At 64.6% G+C, this 16,704-nt stretch carries 12 protein-coding genes; 1 reads left to right on the top strand and 11 read right to left on the bottom strand.

Going from position 1 to position 16,704, the window contains the following annotated elements; all coding sequences use genetic code 11:
* Positions 1-374: 374 nt before the first annotated feature.
* The 5 genes from QP752_RS08775 to QP752_RS08795 all read right to left on the bottom strand — a co-directional run bounded on the left by QP752_RS08775 (position 375) and on the right by QP752_RS08795 (position 9,250).
* Positions 375-3,134 carry an ATP-dependent Clp protease ATP-binding subunit gene (locus QP752_RS08775; RefSeq protein WP_070361908.1) on the bottom strand — a complete coding sequence of 920 codons (2,760 nt, stop codon included), beginning with the start codon at positions 3,132-3,134 and terminating at the stop codon, positions 375-377.
* 187 nt (positions 3,135-3,321) lie between these two features.
* Positions 3,322-5,013 carry a phosphoenolpyruvate--protein phosphotransferase gene (gene ptsP, locus QP752_RS08780; RefSeq protein ID WP_070478125.1) on the bottom strand — a complete coding sequence of 564 codons (1,692 nt, stop codon included), beginning with the start codon at positions 5,011-5,013 and terminating at the stop codon, positions 3,322-3,324.
* Between the two features lie 33 nt (positions 5,014-5,046).
* The gene (locus QP752_RS08785) at positions 5,047-5,874 is read right to left on the bottom strand and encodes a PRD domain-containing protein (RefSeq protein ID WP_070478127.1); all 828 of its coding nucleotides are present in this window, start codon (positions 5,872-5,874) and stop codon (positions 5,047-5,049) included.
* 10 nt (positions 5,875-5,884) lie between these two features.
* A complete protein-coding gene (locus QP752_RS08790; protein WP_284805283.1) occupies positions 5,885-7,972 on the bottom strand; it encodes a glucose PTS transporter subunit IIA in 2,088 nt (695 codons plus the stop codon).
* Positions 7,973-8,080: 108 nt separating this feature from the next.
* The gene (locus tag QP752_RS08795; protein WP_256042192.1) at positions 8,081-9,250 is read right to left on the bottom strand and encodes a glycosyltransferase 87 family protein; all 1,170 of its coding nucleotides are present in this window, start codon (positions 9,248-9,250) and stop codon (positions 8,081-8,083) included.
* 78 nt (positions 9,251-9,328) lie between these two features.
* Here QP752_RS08795 and QP752_RS08800 point away from each other — a divergent pair, with 78 nt between their 5' ends.
* Complete coding sequence (locus tag QP752_RS08800; protein WP_284805284.1) at positions 9,329-9,847, top strand: NINE protein; 519 nt, start codon at positions 9,329-9,331, stop codon at positions 9,845-9,847.
* 254 nt (positions 9,848-10,101) lie between these two features.
* On the opposite strand, the gene lysS is transcribed toward QP752_RS08800, so the two are convergent.
* The 6 genes from lysS to QP752_RS08830 are packed head-to-tail and all read right to left on the bottom strand — an operon-like array spanning position 10,102 to position 16,694.
* Complete coding sequence (lysS, locus tag QP752_RS08805; RefSeq protein ID WP_070478134.1) at positions 10,102-11,652, bottom strand: lysine--tRNA ligase; 1,551 nt, start codon at positions 11,650-11,652, stop codon at positions 10,102-10,104.
* A 25-nt stretch (positions 11,653-11,677) separates the two neighbouring features.
* Positions 11,678-13,072, bottom strand: a complete 1,395-nt coding sequence (locus QP752_RS08810; protein WP_284805285.1) for a DHA2 family efflux MFS transporter permease subunit — start codon at positions 13,070-13,072, stop codon at positions 11,678-11,680.
* Between the two features lie 12 nt (positions 13,073-13,084).
* On the bottom strand, positions 13,085-14,371 hold the full coding sequence (locus QP752_RS08815; protein WP_256008491.1) for a hypothetical protein: 1,287 nt from the start codon (positions 14,369-14,371) through the stop codon (positions 13,085-13,087).
* Positions 14,372-14,428: 57 nt separating this feature from the next.
* The gene (locus QP752_RS08820) at positions 14,429-15,235 is read right to left on the bottom strand and encodes a pantoate--beta-alanine ligase (RefSeq protein ID WP_256005520.1); all 807 of its coding nucleotides are present in this window, start codon (positions 15,233-15,235) and stop codon (positions 14,429-14,431) included.
* Positions 15,232-15,867 carry a hypothetical protein gene (locus QP752_RS08825; RefSeq protein ID WP_256005521.1) on the bottom strand — a complete coding sequence of 212 codons (636 nt, stop codon included), beginning with the start codon at positions 15,865-15,867 and terminating at the stop codon, positions 15,232-15,234. Before QP752_RS08825 ends, QP752_RS08820 begins: the two co-directional genes overlap by 4 nt.
* Positions 15,864-16,694, bottom strand: a complete 831-nt coding sequence (locus tag QP752_RS08830; protein ID WP_256005523.1) for a DUF6779 domain-containing protein — start codon at positions 16,692-16,694, stop codon at positions 15,864-15,866. The genes QP752_RS08825 and QP752_RS08830 overlap by 4 nt, the downstream gene beginning before the upstream one ends.
* Between the last annotated feature and the right edge of the window lie 10 nt (positions 16,695-16,704).

The raw sequence follows: 16,704 nt of genomic DNA on the forward strand, positions 1-16,704 counted from the left end.
TGGTGCATCTTTGGATGCGCTGAGTGCCAAAGGACGCAATTCTAAAATCCACGGCCTCCATTCTTGCAGGTCAGAAACGTGCTAGACGTATAAGGTTGCGTCTATTGGCACTGGACCGGCTACGATCGCACCAAATTCGCTGATTTAGGAGCGCGTTTTTGCGTTTCCCCAGGTCGCTAACGCCGCGCGAGGGAATTTGGTGCATCTTTGGATGCGCTGAGTGCCAAAGGACGCAATTCTAAAATCCACGGCCTCCATTCTTGCAGGTCAGAAAAGCACTAGACGTATATGGGTGCGTCTATTGGCACCAATACCCACCCCACCAAGACAAAAAGAAAGCCGCACCACCAGGGTGCGGCTTTCCAACCTATTGATTAGACCGGTTCAGGTCCCCGACCGTCGGAATCGGAGTCGGAGTCAGGCTCAGGACCAGACTCTGCGCGCTCGTCCGGGAACTGGGAGGCCTCGGTCTCCGGGGTGCCCTCGGAAGGGGCGATGTCACGCACGGCTTTCTCCTCAGGTTCGTCGGACGCGGCGTCCTCACCGAACGTCTCCGCTGGCAGCGGGCGTGGGCGCGGAGTGAACGTGAAGGTCGCGTCCGGCGCTGCCTTGCCGCGGGTGTTGCGGGCGGCTTCGACGTCGCCGTCCCAGCCTTCGACGTCGACGGTAATGATCTCGCCGGCGCCGATCTCGCCGAACAGGATCTTCTCCGAAAGCAGGTCCTCGATCTCGCGCTGGATGGTGCGACGCAGCGGGCGCGCACCGAGCACTGGGTCGAAGCCGCGGATGGCCAGGAGGTTCTTGGCCTTCTCGGTAAGCTCGATGCCCATGTCCTGCGCGGCCAGGTTGGTGTCCACGCGGCTGATGAGCAGGTCCACCATCTGCACGATTTCTTCCTGGGTCAGCTGGCGGAAGACCACGATTTCGTCGATGCGGTTGAGGAACTCTGGTCGGAAGTGCTTCTTCAGCTCGTCGTGAACCTTGTTCTTCATGCGCTCGTACTGGGCATCGGCGTCGGTGGCGGTGTTGCCGGTGAAGCCGAGGCCGACTGGCTTGGAGATGTCGCCGGTACCCAGGTTGGAGGTGAAGATGAGCACGGTGTTCTTGAAGTCCACCATGCGGCCCTGGCCGTCAGTGACGTGGCCTTCCTCGAGCACCTGGAGCAGCGTGTTGTAAATCTCCTTGTGCGCCTTCTCGATCTCGTCGAAGAGGACCACGGAGAACGGCTTGCGGCGGACCTTCTCGGTGAGCTGGCCGCCCTCCTCGTAGCCGACGTATCCCGGAGGGGCACCGAAGAGGCGGGAAGCGGTGAAGCGGTCGTGGAACTCGCCCATGTCGACCTGGATGAGGGAGTCCTCGTCGCCGAAGAGGAACTCGGCAAGTGCCTTGGACAGCTCCGTCTTACCAACGCCGGACGGGCCGGCGAAGATGAAGGAGCCGGATGGGCGCTTCGGGTCCTTGAGCCCGGCGCGGGTGCGTCGGATGGAGCGCGACAGGGCGCGGACGGCTTCGTCCTGGCCGATGATGCGCTTGTGCAGCTCGGACTCCATGTTGAGCAGGCGCGAGGACTCGGACTCGGTGAGTTTGAAGACTGGGATGCCGGTCCAGTGCGCGAGCACATCGGCGATCTGGTCTTCACCGACCTCGGCGATTTCCTCGAGGTCGTCAGAGCGCCACTTCTTTTCCTTTTCCTTGCGCTCCTCGCCGAGCTTGCGTTCGGTATCGCGCAGGCCCGCTGCTTTCTCGAAGTCCTGGGCGTCGATGGCGGCTTCCTTCTCACGGCGGACGTCGGCGATGCGCTCGTCGACTTCGCGCAGCTCGGAAGGGGCGGTCATGCGCTTGATGCGCATGCGGGCGCCGGCCTCGTCGAGGAGGTCGACGGCCTTATCCGGCAGGAAGCGGTCGTTGATGTAGCGATCTGCGAGGGTGGCGGCGGCCTTGAGAGCGTCGTCGGTGTAGGAGACGCGGTGGTGCGCCTCGTAGCGGTCGCGCAGGCCACGCAGGATGGTGACGGTGTCCTCCACGGAGGGCTCGTCGACCTGGACGGGCTGGAAGCGGCGCTCGAGGGCGGCGTCCTTCTCAATGTGCTTGCGGTACTCGTCGAGCGTCGTCGCGCCGATGGTCTGGAGTTCGCCGCGTGCCAGCTTCGGCTTGAGCAGCGAAGCAGCGTCGATGGCGCCTTCGGCAGCGCCGGCGCCGACGAGGGTGTGGATTTCGTCGATGAACAGGATGATGTCGCCGCGCTGGTTGATCTCCTTGAGCACCTTCTTCAGGCGCTCCTCGAAGTCACCGCGGTAGCGCGAACCGGCAACCAGAGAGCCCAGGTCGAGGGAGTAGACCTGCTTGTCCTTGAGCGTTTCGGGGACGTTGCCGTTCGCGATGTCGAGCGCGAGGCCCTCCACGACGGCAGTCTTGCCGACGCCCGGCTCACCAATCAGCACCGGGTTGTTCTTGGTGCGGCGCGAGAGCACCTGCATGATGCGCTCGATTTCCTTGTCGCGGCCGACCACCGGGTCGAGCTTGCCCTCGCGGGCTGCTGCGGTGAGGTTGCGGCCGAACTGGTCGAGCACGAGCGAGTTGGAACGCTCGCCCTGCTGGCCCGGGCGCGGCCCACCCATGATGCCTGGGCCCTGGCCTGCGCCCGCGAAGCCCGGACCGCCGCCCTGCGGGGTCTCCGGGTTCTGCGCTTCGCCGCCCTCGTAGCCGGAGAGCAGCTGGATGACCTGCTGGCGCACGCGTGGCAGGTCGGCGCCGAGCTTAATCAGCACCTGGGCTGCGACGCCATCACCCTCGCGGATGAGGCCGAGCAGCAGGAACTCGGTGCCGATGTACTTGTGCCCCATCTGCAGGCCCTCGCGCAGGGAGAGCTCCAGTACCTTCTTGGCGCGTGGGGTAAATGGGATCTGGTCAGTGACTGGCTGCGTGCCATGCCCGATGATCTCGATGACTTCGGAGCGGACGTCGTCAAGATTGATACCCATGGACTCGAGCGCCTTTGCTGCGACGCCTTCGCCTTCTTTAATAAGTCCGAGCAGGATGTGTTCGGTACCCATGAAGTTATGGTTCAGCTCGCGCGCCTCCTCCTGGGCTAAGACGATGACGCGGCGGGCCCTATCGGTAAACCTCTCAAACAACTGGCTGACCCCTTACTAATAACGGTTTTTAAAGAGTTGTCACCAACCATAACGCCCCCGGCGGACACATCGTCCCGCCGAGGGCGTCACTTCATGGCTTCAGGGGCCATTACACCAGCTCAGGTCGGGTGTTCGCTCGTAGCGAACAGAGGCTTTTCGACGCCTCCTCCGGCCCCAACCGGCCAGTTTAGAGCAGGTCGCGCAGCACCGGATCCGCGATCTTGAGCACGTTCTCGCGTGCTTCCTTCGCGGTCGGGGCGTCGACGGCAAAGTTCGCCATCTGGCGGCAGGTGTCACGGTCGTGCAGGCGCAGCGCGGCGCGCACCGCGTTGACCTTGCCCGGCGCCATGGACAGGGAGCTCACGCCCAGGCCGACGAGGACGAGCGCCATGAGCGGGTCGCCGCCTGCCTCGCCGCACACGCCGATGGACTTGCCGGTGGCTTCGCCGCCGCGGCAGGTCTCACGGATCATGGCCAGCGTTGCCGGCTGCCACGGGGTGAGCAGCTCTGCCAGCTCGCCCTGCATGCGGTCGGCAGCCATGGTGTACTGCGACAGGTCATTGGTGCCGATGGATGCGAAGTCCGCGATGTCCAGGATGTGGGAGGAGCGGATCGCGGCCGCGGGAGTCTCCACCATCACGCCGACCTTCGGCAGGCCGTGGGCGCGTGCGCGCTCCGTGAACCAGCGGGTCTCCTCGACCGTGGCCACCATTGGGGCCATCACCCACAGTTCAGCCTCCGGGACAGCCTTGTGTGCTGCGGCCAGCGCCTTGAGCTGGTCGTCGAGGAGGTCTTCGCGGGCCATGGACAGGCGCAGGCCGCGACGGCCCAGTGCCGGATTCTCTTCCTCGCCGAGGTCGGCGAAGGACAGCGGCTTGTCGGCGCCTGCGTCCAGGGTGCGCACGACGACGCGGCGGTCACCGAATGCGCGCAGCACCTTGGTGTACGTCTCGGTCTGCTCCTCGACGCTCGGGGCAGAGTCGCGGTCCAGGAAGAGGAACTCGGTGCGGAACAGGCCGGAACCTTCCAGGTCGTAGCCGGAGGCCTTTGCGGCGTCGTCCGCGGTGCCGATGTTGGCCAGCAGCTTCACGCGGTAGCCGTCGCGGGTGGCACCCTCACCGGAGGAACCAGCCAGCGCAGCGGCGCGGCGGCGGGACCGCTCTTCGAGTTCGGCGACGTCCGACTCGTTCGGGGCGACGATCACTTCGCCGACGCCGCCGTCGAGGGCGATCGCTGGGGCGTCGACAAGCGCTTCGCTAATGCCCTTGACCTGCACCGCTGCGGGGATGCCGAGCTGCGCGGCGAGGATCGCCGTATGCGATGTCGCGCCGCCGGCCTCCGTCACGATGCCGACGACCAACTCCGGATCCAGCGTGGCCGTCTCAGCAGGTGCAAGGTCGTTCGCGACGAGCACGGACGGCTCGGTCAGCGCTGGAACGCCCGGCTCCGGCAGCCCGCGCAGGCGCGCGGTGGCGCGGTCGCGGATGTCGTAGAGGTCGGTGACGCGCTCAGCCATGTAGCCGCCGAGCTTGCGGAACTTCGCCGCGTAGGCCTCCACCGCGTCGTGGACCGCCTTGGTCACGCCGCTGCCCTTCTTCAGCTCTTTCTTAATGCCGCGCACCAGGCCACGGTCCTTCGCCAAGGCGGCGGTGGCCTCAAGGACAGCCTTGGATGTTTCGGAGTTTGCGTGCTCTGCGCGCGCCGTCAGGGACGCGGAGACTTCTTCCAGGACCGCGACGACACGCTCGCCGTCAGCGTCTGGGTCGGTGCATGGTTGTTCGTGCTCGTCGATACCAACGGCGGGTGTAACAACTGCGACCGGGCCAGAGGCGGTACCTGAGGAAACCCCGATCCCATACAAGACGGTGCGGTCAGTCATGAGTGTGTCCTTTCAGCAATCAAGCTAATGGTATTACATTTGATGGTACGCGCTGAGGCGCGCAATGTGCAGAGCAAGGTACGCAATTTCATCTTCTGTCAACGCTGTATCGAAGCGAAGCTCCACTACAGCGGCCACTTTTCGGGCGCACTCAACTTCCCGCGGGTAACTGCGCGTCAACTCACGCGCCAGCGGAGAATTTCCGCGCTCGAGTTGTTTCCCCTGCTCAAGGCGAACAAACAAATAACGAATGTGTGTAATAAACCGGGCCACATTTATCGACGCCGCTTCGAACTCCACCCCAAACTCAGCCGCAATGATCTGCATCATCTGCTGAATCAACCCCGTCATCCGGTACGTATGCGCCAGGTCACCGGTGTTGAAACCGGCGTTGACCAGGTGCATCGCAAGCGCGGTGGCTTCGGTGGTGGGCAGGGTGGCGTCGAAAAGAATGTTGATGTGCTCCAGCAGGCGTTCGCCCTGTGCATACTCTGCTGGGTACAAGTGCTGGACCTCGGCGCGCAACGGGTAGGCGATCTCTTCGCCGCGGGAGGCCCGCTCAAGTGCATTAATAATGTGGTCCGTCACCGCGGTGACCAGCGTGATGCTGGGCTTTGCGCCCACGGCCTCCAACGCTGCGGTCACACGGTGTATATCTTCGGCGGGAAGCCCGGCAATCATTTGGCCGGAGTGGTCCGGGTCCCGACCATCCGCCGGAACAAATACTCGCTGCACCTTCGACTCGTCGAGGACGTCGCCTTTCTTTGCCCCAAAGGCGATGCCTCGACCGGTCACCACAACATCCTCCGACCCGCGGCGGGCCAGGACGACGTTGTTGTTAAAGATGCGCAGTATTTGCATGTGTTCGACCCTACTTGGTTACCCCCAACAGTGGCTGGCCGACCTCGGCCTCACCAGTGGCGATATCTTCCACAGCGGCCAGCGACTTGGAGTTGACCACGGTCATAATCACCGTGGTGTCCACGCCGTGACCTGCGATTGCGCCGAAGTCGACGTCCGCGAGGGCGTCGCCAATCTCGACGCGCTGCTTCTTCTCCACGAGCGGGGTGAAGCCTTCGCCCTTCAGCTTGACGGTGTCAATGCCGATGTGGACGAGGACCTCGACGCCGTCGTCAGTCTTGATGCCGTAGGCGTGCCCCGTCTTCGCAACAGAGATCACCTTGCCAGCAACCGGCGCCACAACCTTCTCGACGCCACCTTCCGGCAGCACACCAATCGCCTGGCCGAGCGCACCGGATGCGAACGCGGCGTCCTGGATCTGATCCATCGGGACAACCTTGCCTGCGATCGGCGCGGTGACCTCGCGGGTGTCCGCTGCTGGGGTCGCCGCAGCTGCAGGCGCGTCGGCATCTGCTGCTGCAGCGGCTGGAGCGGCCGCCGCTGGGACCGCCGCCGGAGCTGCTGCAACTGCCGGAGCTTCCTCCTGCTCTTTTTCCTCCTGTGCCGCGCGTGCGCGAGCCAGGGCCTCTTCACGCTCCTCCGGCGTGCGGTAGTCGGTGAAGTAAATGACAAAGAAGGAAGTGAAGAACGCAACCGCAATCGCGATGACGTAGACCCACATCGGGCTGAAGACCACGGTGGTCAAAAGCGAGGTGAACACGAACGCGTTGGTCTGCACGCCGCCGAACGGGGTGCCCAGGATCGCGATGGTCAGGCCACCGGTGAAGCAGCCCACCAGCATGCGCGGGTAGATCCTCTTGTAGCGCAGGTGAATACCGTAGAGGGACGGCTCCGAAATACCACCGAACAGACCAGCTGCCAGCGCCGAACCGGAGGTCTGGCGCATGAGCGGGTCCTTATCGCGCAGCGAGAGCGCGAACACAGCCGCGGTTGCACCGAAGCAGGCGAAGTTCCAAGCACCCATTGGGCCCTGGATGAAGTCGTAGCCCAGGGTCTGTATGTTGACCAGCATGAGGGCGTTGAGCGGCCAGTGCAGGCCGAGCGGAACCAGGAACGGGTACAGCATTGGGATCAGGATGGCGAACACGAACGGCGCGTTACCGTTCAGCCACGCAAGGCCAACACCAATCCATGCGCCGAGCGCGTAGCCGAGCGGCCCAATCACGATCGCGGTGACTGGGATCATCACCAAGAGGGTGAGGAACGGCACGAACACCATGTGGACCGCGGACGGAATAATCTTCTGGAAACCCTTGTACACCAGGGCCGCCACGACCGCCATGATCAGCGGCACGAACACGTTGCCTTCGTAGCCAGGCAGCAACATCGGCAAGCCCATCACCGTCACGCGGCTGACCTCGGTGCCGAGCAGGTCGTTGACCTCAGTCACGGCATCCGGGTGGTCCGCCAGCCCCATGAACTCGGGGGTGAACAGCGCCAGGATGACGGCGGCAGGCACCCACGGCTCAATGTTGAGCTTCTTGCCTGCGTTGTACGCCACCATCACCGGCAGGAAGTAGAACACCGAGCGCCACATCGCGTCGACGAACTGCCAACCCGGCGTCTTGACCTCCGCATGGAAGTCAACAAAGCCCAGCGCGTCCATCACCGCAGCAAACGCAATAATTAACGACGCCCCAAGCAACACACCCAGAATCGGCCTAAAGGAATCCGAGAGGTACTCGAAAAAGGCGTCCATCCACGGCACCTTGCCCTGCGCCTTCGCGCGCTGGGCCGCCTTCACGTCATCGTTGCTCTGGCTGCCACGCGACTGCATCTCCGGCAGATTGTTCATCGCGTTGTACACCGTCGCGACGTCCCCGCCAACAATCACCTGGTAGTGCGACCCACCCTGCGGCACCGCACCCATCACCTTCGGGTTCGCCTCAAGACGCTCCTTGTCAGCCAGGGAGGCGTCGTTGAGCTCAAAACGCAAACGGGTCGCGCAGTGCGTAAAGGACGCAATGTTGTCCGCACCGCCAATCCCCGCAAGGATATCCGCCGCCTGCTCCTGCAAGCCGGCCTGCTTGGTTGCCATGTTCACTCCTTTTCTTCAAAGAACCAGGGATGAAAAAAGACCCGGGACGCGAAAACGTCCCAGGTCTTGCCCCGCCGAACCCGGCAGGTAACAACCCTGTGGTTGGTATTACGTTCCACTATATGACGGAACGTTTTGGTGTGCAATAAGCTTGCTCTCAGCTGGGAACCAACGCTCCAGCAGCAGTGCCGCCCACATCGCCAGCGACGCCAACCCGATCAAGTTGCCCATGTACCAAAGGGGCGTCGAGAAGCTGTAGGCATCAACCTCCGGGTAGAGCTGATACGACGGCACGAACAGCACCGCGACGTAGAGCACGTGCGCGAGCTTCCACACCGACGGCACCGCCGCGAAGATGAGCGGGACCGCCAACATCACACAGGAGAAGTGGTGCGACACCGCGTACGGACCACCCACGCTGATACCCAGCGCGACGAAGAACAGCGCATGCACGTCCAGCCCCCGGCGCAGCAGGTACCACGCACCCAAGCCCGTGAGCAGCGCGAAGACCAGGAAAATGACGCCAGTCGGGGCCTCGAGACCCGCGCGCGCGAACAGGCCGGACAGCGCCTGGTTCGGCGGGTACATCGCGTTGCCGCCGCGGTCGGTGTTGAAAAACTCGTCGGTGAAGTAGTACCAGGTCTCCGCCGGACGCATCAGCACACCAACCAGAATCGTGCCCATAAACGTCCCCGCCGCACGCACCACCGACGCCCAATCCTTCTTCACCAAGAACAAAATCGCGAACGCCGCCGGCGTGATCTTAATCCCAGCCGCAATCCCCACACCGACACCGCGCAACTGCCGCGGCAACAGGCCCAGCACATCCACCACGACCAGCGCGAACAAGAACACGTTAATCTGACCGAAGAAGAAATTCGCCTGCAACGGATCAATCGCCAAGGACCACACAATCACCCCCACCAACACCAGCGGCGTGACCTTCACGTCCAGCCTGCGCAGCGCCAACCACGAAATGAGCGCCACGCACGCCATCGTCGCCAACGTCCACACCACGTCCATCACCGGCTCAGGCATCCACGTCAGCGGAACAAACAGCAAGGCCGCGAACGGCGGGTAGATGAAGCGGAACCCGCTACGAGTCGGGAAGTCGTCGTACAGGTCGGCGCCGCTGATCAGGGCGTTGCCGGCGTCGCGAAACACGCCGACATCCAGCAACTCGCCGCGCGCCGCACTGCCAAAAACCTCACTGAGCCCACTCGCGGCTGCGAGCACCCCAACGAGCACCCACACCCACAACGAAACCTGCTTCACCATCGAATCGCCTTACGCCCATCACTGTTGACTAACTCTGCTGCCTAACTCTGCGCATCATACCGATACAAAGGGACACGAATGAACTACACTACGGAATACACCATTGCCGACCGCCTTGAATTGAGGACTCACATGACCAACCAACAGCCCATGTACGACAAAGACGGCCTCCCAATCACGCAGCCAACCAACCAGTTCCAAGGGTTCGGGCAGTACGGGCAGACTGGGCAATTCGGCCAGTTTGGGCAGGGTTCACCGTACGGGCAACCGCAGATGCAACAGTTCGCACCTGCACAAATGCAGTCTGCATACGGGTACGCCGCGCCCCAAAAGAACAAGTTCCTCGCGGCGGCGTTGTTCTTCTTCCTCGGCTCGTTTGGCATCGGCAACTTCTACCTTGGGCAGAACTTCCGGGGAGTCACCAAAGTGAGGCTCTTCCTGACCGGCAGCCTCTTCAGCCTGATCCCATTCGTCGGCTGGATCGTTTCCACCCCGATCTTCTTCGCACTGTGGGTGTGGTGCATCATCGAGATGATCATGGTGCTCGTCGGCGGCGGAGGCTACGACACCGACGCCAATGGGATCCCGCTGAAGTAGGACACAAGCAGAAAGTTCACGGCCGCCAAGCTGAACTGCGCACCAGATCCCCGAATTTTAAAAAGTGCTATCAGAATAACAGCTGGTCAACAAAGGGCTAGCGTTTTAATAGGCGGTAATTTGGTGCGCGCCCAGCCAAGCCACGGGGAACTTTTCCACAGCAGCACGCGAACGTGGCCAAGCAAAAAGCCCGGCGGCCTGGGAAAACACAAAATCCCAAGCGCCGGGCCCATCTAAACCCAAGCGAACTAGCCCTACGCCTCCGGCTTCACCAGCGGGAACAGGACTGTCTCGCGGATGCCCAGGCCGGTCAGGGCCATCAACAGGCGGTCGATGCCCATACCGCAACCGGCGGTTGGCGGCATGCCCTGCTCCATCGCGGCGAGGAAGTCCTCGTCGAGGACCATGGCTTCGTCGTCGCCGTGTGCGGCGAGGCGGGCCTGGTCTTCGAAGCGTTCGCGCTGGATGACGGGGTCGACAAGTTCGGAGTAGCCGGTGGCCAGCTCGAAGCCGCGGACGTAGAGGTCGAACTTCTCGGTGACGCCGGGCTGCTCGCGGTGGTCGCGGGTCAGCGGGGACGTCTCGACTGGGAAGTTGATCACGAAGGTCGGCTCGTACAGCTGGTCGGAGCAGAGGTGCTCCCAGATCTCCTCGACGAGCTTGCCGTGCAGCCACCCCTCATCCTTCGGCACCTTCAGGCCGATGACGTCAGCGATGCCCTTCAGTTCCTCCACGGAGGACTCGATGGTGACCTCAGGCTGGCCCGGGAACTTGCGCTGCAGCGCCTCGTTGAGGGAAGGGTACATCTCCATGACCTTCCACTCGCCGCCGAAGTCGTACTCGGTGCCGTCTGGAAGGGTGACGGTGGTGGAGCCGAAGACTTCCTTCGCGCAGAACTGCACGAGTTCCTGCATGGTCTTCGCGCCGTCCTTGTAGGTGCCCCACGCTTGGTAAGTCTCGAGCATGGTGAACTCGGGCGAGTGGGAAGAGTCGACGCCCTCGTTGCGGAAGTTGCGGTTGAGTTCGAAGACGCGCTCAATGCCGCCGACGACGCAGCGCTTGAGGTAGAGCTCCGGCGCAATGCGCAGGTAGAGATCCATGTCGAGCGCGTTGGAGCGGGTAATGAACGGGCGGGCTGCGGCGCCGCCGTGCAGGGTCTGCAGCATCGGTGTCTCAACCTCGACGAAGTCGTGGCCGGTGAGGAACTTACGCACAGCTGCGATGACCTTGATGCGGGTCATGGCGTTCTTGCGGGCGTCCTCGCGCATGATGAGGTCGGTGTAGCGGTGGCGGACGCGCTGCTCCTCGTTCATATCAGCGAACGCGACAGGAAGCGGGCGTAGCGCCTTGGACGCCATGTGCCAGGACTGCGCCTGGACGGAGAGCTCGCCACGGCGGGAAGCGATGACGCGGCCGCGCACGGAGACGATGTCGCCGAGGTCGGTGTCGGCCTTCCAGGACGCGAGCGCCTCCTCTCCTACCTCTGCGAGGGAAAGCATGACCTGCAGCTGGGTGCCGTCGCCCTCCTGGAGGGTGGCGAAGCAGAGCTTGCCGGTGTTGCGCTGGAACATAATGCGGCCCGCGACGGCGACGACGTCCTGGGTCTCTTCGCCCGGCGCGAGGTTGAACTTGCCGTCGCCTTCGCCCTCGGGCACGGCACGGTACTTCTGGCGCAGCTCGCGCAAGGAGGTCGTGCGGTCGACGACGACTGGGTAGGCGTCGCGGCCTTCGCTCAGAAGCTTTTCGCGCTTCGCACGACGGAACTGTTGCTGTTCGGAGAGGTCCTGCGTTGTTTGATTCTTCACGCTGACCTAGCCTAGTCGGTCCGGGTCAGCCGTGGTCAATTAGTCGTGTATTCGGCTTGCCTCCCACGAAGCACACGGCTACAACGACGAGCAGCATGCCGACGCCACCAACGACGAACGCGCGCGCCGTGCCGTCGGAGGCGCTGCCGGTGGCCTGGGTACCCATGGTCATCGTTGCGATGAACACCGCGGTGCCCGCCGCCCCGCCGAGCTGCTGCAGCGTGTTGAGCGCCGCGGAGCCGTGGGCGTAGAGCTGCGAGGGCAGCGAGGACAGTGACACGGTCATCAGTGGGGTCATGATCATGGACATCGCCACGTTGACCAGGATCAGTACGGCGACGAGCTGCCACTGTGGGGTGTCATCGGCGAGGATGGCCACGAGGATCCATTGGGAGGCCAGCATCAGCACCGCACCAGGGATGGTCAAGGGCCGGGGCCCGTACGCGTCGTAGCAGCGCCCTGCGATTGGGGACGCGACGCCCTGTGCAATACCACCTGGCAGCAGGATCAGACCGGTGGCCACCGTGGAAATCCCCAGGCCGACCTGCATGTAGACAGGCAGAATGTTCACGGTGCCCAGCAGGATGCCGAAGGCGATGAACACGCCCACCACCGAGAACGCGAAGTTGCGGTGGGTAAAGACGCGGAGGTCGAGTAGCGCGCGCCCGGTTGGCGCGAGGCGCAGCTGCCTGCGCACGAACAGCACCAGGAAGACCGCGCCGATGACCAGGGCCACAAGAGGATTCCAGGATTCGCCGGTGAGGAGGGCGGTGATCGTCGATAAGCCATAGACAAGACCGCCGAATGCCACCGCTGAAAGAAGAACCGACAAGATGTCGAGTGGGGCGTCGTGACGCTCGCCGACGTTCGGGAGGGCGAACACCGCGAGCAGCACTGCCGCGGCTGGGATGGGCACCATCACCCAGAAGATGTGGTGCCAGGTAAACGCGCCGAGCACGAAGCCGGCGAGCGTGGGGCCAAGGGCGGGCGCCACCGACATCACCACCGCGTTGAGTCCCATCACCGTGCCGCGGCGCTGCGGGGCGACCACCGTCACGGTAACCGTCATGAGCAGCGGCAACATCGCCGCCGTGCCAAGCGCCTGCACCACGCGCGCGGCGAGCAACACCCCGAACGAGGGCGCGGTGGCCGCCATGACGCAGCCGACGATGAACAGCGCCATCGAGGCGAAGTAGACGGCGCGGGTGCTGAGGCGCTGGATGACGAAGCCGGAGGCCGGGATCGCCACGGACATGGTGAGCAGGAAGCCGGTCATCAGCCACTGGGCCGTATCGGCGGGTACGCCGAAGTCCGCCATGATTGCGGGCAGGGCAACAGCGACGGTGGTCTCGTTGAAGATCATCATCATCGCGGAGACCACCAGCACTCCAATAAGCAGTACCGGGTTCGTTGATTTCATAGCCCGCTAAGGCTACTCCTCGTCGGCCGCTGGGGCACAGAGAGGCAGGTCGAGGCGCTGTGCCTCGGCATCATCGCCGTTGATGACCACCATGTACTCGCGCTCGGTGCGCGGGGTCAGCACGAAGGCTGGCGGCGTGGCGTCGGGAAGCTGGTAGTCGTAGATGAGGCACTCGCCAGAGCCAAGCACGACGGCTTCCTTCGGGTCCGGCAGGACGCGCTCGAGCGCATCAGAGGACACATACTTTGCGACGGAGACCCCCAACGTCTCGTTCGCGCAGCGGATCTTGCCCTCCTGGCCCTCGTCCGGCGTGGCGGAGTCACAGATCAGGCCGTGCCAGCCCTTCTGCCCGGCCTTGTCGGACACGATGCCAGGGTAAGTCTCGGCGATTTCGGCCTCGACGCCGACCCACTCCTCACCGCGGTGCTGCATCCAGTACCAGATGCCGCCTGCGGCGATGAGCAGCAGCGCCACGATGGCCGCGATCCACGGCCAGAGCTTGAACTTCTTCTCGTCTTCTGGGCGCACGTACTCGCCGGTCGGCCCATACGGGTAGGGCTGCGGTGGCTGGCGGTAGCCGTCGGTGGCGCCCGGCGCGACCGGGGACACCTCCGGCTCATCGAGGGGTTCACCGGCGACGGCGTTGAGGTAGCCGACGCAGCCGGTGGCGGCGTTGGCGGCGTCCTCGTCAACGTCGAGGCCGGTCATGGAGTTAAAAAGGTCGATAAAGCTTGCGACGTTCGCCGCGTGTTGCTCCTCGGCGTGCTCGGGCGCGGTGGCCGTCGGGCCAACCAGGGTGAGCTTGACGGGGACGCTGGACCAGGCTGGCTGCACCAGCATCCGGGAGGCGTCCACGGAGCGGGCCACGAACGCGCCGAGGCCCTGGGCGTCGTAGTCGTCGATGGCTTCAGCCACGCCGATGAGCAGCTCGCGGGCCTCGGCGGGGGTGAATACGCCGCCGTCGGCGTGCTTGTCGGCGATCAGGCGGGCGAGCGAAGCGCCGGTCGGGGCTTCGCGCAGTACGTAGAGGTGGCCGTCGTCGGTGTAGCCAGCGCTGCGCGGCTGGAACGCGCCCGGGTGGTTCGAGGCGGCAAGCGCCCGGTTCAGGCCTGCGATGTCGCGGCGTTGGTTCTCGGGCTGGGTGGCGTCGAAAAGCTCGACTTCGACGGCCTGGCCTGCATCATTGCTGGCGACGAAGAGCTGTGAGTCTTCGGTGCGCCCTGTGGCTTGGACTTGCTCGGGGGTGAAGTCCATGCCGAAGCGCTCGTTCAGGATTCCAGCAATCAGGTCTATAGGCATGCCAAAGAGTGTAGCGAATAACTCGCCGTTTCTCGCTATGGCCCTCGTCTTTCCGCCCTAGTCCTCGATGTGTTTGAAGCCGATGCCGAGCGGCAGACCAACGTTGTCGTGGAGGCGCACCGTGCCGCCGTCGGTGGCGGGCAGGTCGATGGCTGCGAGCAGCCGGGCGTCGCCCTGGGCAGGGGCCTCGCGCATGGCCAGGTCACGCACCGCGAGGTACGCCGGTGCAACCCCGGCGGCCTCGAGTACGCCGCGCACGGTGTCCAGGACGGTCTCGGCGCCGTGCTCGGCGGCGTGGGCCCCGGCGGTCAGCGCCGCGGACAGCGCAAGCGCCTGGTCGTGGGCGTCTTCGGCGACGCGCTCGTTGCGCAGCGAAAGCGCCAGCCCGTTCGGCATGCGCACGGTAGGCACGCTGTGCAGCTTGACCTCCATGCGCAGCCCAGACACGGCCAGCTGTGTGGCCACGAGCAGCTCGAAGTCCTTCTCTCCCATCACCAGGTCGGTGGCATGGGTGGCGTTGAGCACCGCCAGGATGCGGGCGACGTCGCGGGACACGGCGTCGGCGTCGTCGAGGTGCTCCATTCCGGTGCGCACGCTCACGGCGGTGCGCAGCTCGCCGTGGAAAACTACGTCGACGCCCTCGTTGCGGAAGGTTTCAGGCACCTCCTCGCCGGAGTAGGTGACGAACACGTACGCGCCGAGCAGGGACTTCGCCGCCCGGATCAGCTCGATGTGCCCGGCGTGCACGTCGGCGCCCAGCGGCACGACCGCAATCGTCTTGCCGATCTTGCGAAACGCCCGCCCGTAGGTGGCCAGCAGCTGCTCATCACGCACGACGACCGCGTTGCCCGGTTGAAAAGTCACAGGTTTTCCTCTCGTTGCTGCGCCGCGCGGCGCTCCAATACTTCTACTAATCGACGCACCCCGTCTCCCCCAACCGGTGCCCGGTCAAGCGGGCGCAGCGGCGGCAGCTCGGCGCTGTCGAAGGCGTCCGCGACCGCCTCGAAGTTGGGGTTGGCCTGCCGCAGCAGCGCGAGTGCGTCCTCCCGGACGACGCGCTGCAGGGCGCGAAGGTGCTGGGCGGTGGCCACCAGTGGGCGATCCGCATCCGTGATCGGCATCGTGACCTGCCCGAGCTCCCCGAGCAGCAGCGCGATCACGGTCTCCCCCAGCTCGTCGGCTGCGGAGGTGACCCACACGTTGTCCACGATGTTGTGCGCGCACATGACGACGGCCCCTGCGACCTCCACCTCGTCGAGGAGCTGGGCGCCGTGGTCCAGGTTGGTGTGCCAGAACATCTGCCTCGGGCGCACGAACGGCGCGCACTCGGCGGCGGCACGTTCGATGAAGTCAGCGGAGCCCTCGAGGAGCACCAGGTCGGCGGCGGCGATGTCCGCGGCCACGCGCGGGTACGTCACGCGGTGCCCGGCGCGCGCGAGCTGATCACTCAGCGCACTGGGGCCGCGCCAGGCGGCGATAGTCAGCGTTGGGCTCATTTGTTGCGGCGCGCTAGCAGCTCGGCGACGGAAACAGCGTTCTCGCCAGCCGCGTCACGGCGGCGGCGTCCCCCAACACGCGGGGCTGGTTCCGGCACGGCCTCGATGACCTCAGTGACTGGCTGCTCGTGGCGGCCGTGCTCAGGCTCAGGCTCTGGTTCCGGTTCGGGCTCCGGCTCAGACACTGGCTCGGGTACGGGCTCAGGCTCCGGGATTGGTGTCGGTTCAGGCGCCGACTTCTGCGCTTCTTGTGCTTCTTGTGCTTCTTGTGCTTCCTGCGCTTCTTGCTTCGCCTGGTGCTCGCTAATCAGCGCCGTGAGCGGGTTCTGCGTCTCCCGGCTCGGCTGGCTGCCAATGCGCCCGGCGATCGCGTCGGAGGACGGCGCCCCGGCCGGGCGGTCGTCGGACGGTTCGTAGGTGGGCTGTGTGAAGGACTCAATCTCCTGGATGCGGCGCGCCGCGGCGTGCACGGCAGCAGGCTCGTACTCGAAGACGTGCCCGCTCATCTCCTCGATCGTGGAGCGCAGGGAGCGCAGCTCCTCCTGAATGTCGCGCAGCAATTCCTCGGAGGGGGCGTCGACACCCGAGGGTGCGCCAGCGCGCGCGGCCTCGAGCTCGGCGGCGAACGTCTTCTCCCGCTCCTCCTGCAGGCGCGTGGCCTCCTCGTTGTCGCGGCGCAGGCGGTAGATCACGATGAGGCCCGCGACGGCCGCCCACAATGCCAAGATCAGCGAAAGCTTGAGTATGTTCGCGGAGTTGGTAAACAACATCACCACTGTGCCTGCAAGCGCAGCCACAAATGGAACAATCACCCAAGTATTTTTCATGCCCACTACC

The organism is Corynebacterium sp. UMB10321 (assembly GCF_030228725.1).
GTDB classification, from domain to species: Bacteria; Actinomycetota; Actinomycetes; order Mycobacteriales; family Mycobacteriaceae; genus Corynebacterium; species Corynebacterium pseudogenitalium.

Bases quoted from the DNA above. Each gene is read 5' to 3' on its own strand.
- QP752_RS08800 (WP_284805284.1), top strand. From the start codon at position 9,329: ATGAACTACACTACGGAATACACCATTGCCGACCGCCTTGAATTGAGG.
- QP752_RS08815 (WP_256008491.1), bottom strand. From the start codon at position 14,371: ATGCCTATAGACCTGATTGCTGGAATCCTGAACGAGCGCTTCGGCATG.
- ptsP (WP_070478125.1), bottom strand. From the start codon at position 5,013: ATGACTGACCGCACCGTCTTGTATGGGATCGGGGTTTCCTCAGGTACC.
- QP752_RS08795 (WP_256042192.1), bottom strand. From the start codon at position 9,250: ATGGTGAAGCAGGTTTCGTTGTGGGTGTGGGTGCTCGTTGGGGTGCTC.
- QP752_RS08790 (WP_284805283.1), bottom strand. From the start codon at position 7,972: ATGGCAACCAAGCAGGCCGGCTTGCAGGAGCAGGCGGCGGATATCCTT.
- QP752_RS08785 (WP_070478127.1), bottom strand. From the start codon at position 5,874: ATGCAAATACTGCGCATCTTTAACAACAACGTCGTCCTGGCCCGCCGC.
- QP752_RS08810 (WP_284805285.1), bottom strand. From the start codon at position 13,072: ATGAAATCAACGAACCCGGTACTGCTTATTGGAGTGCTGGTGGTCTCC.
- QP752_RS08825 (WP_256005521.1), bottom strand. From the start codon at position 15,867: ATGAGCCCAACGCTGACTATCGCCGCCTGGCGCGGCCCCAGTGCGCTG.
- QP752_RS08830 (WP_256005523.1), bottom strand. From the start codon at position 16,694: ATGAAAAATACTTGGGTGATTGTTCCATTTGTGGCTGCGCTTGCAGGC.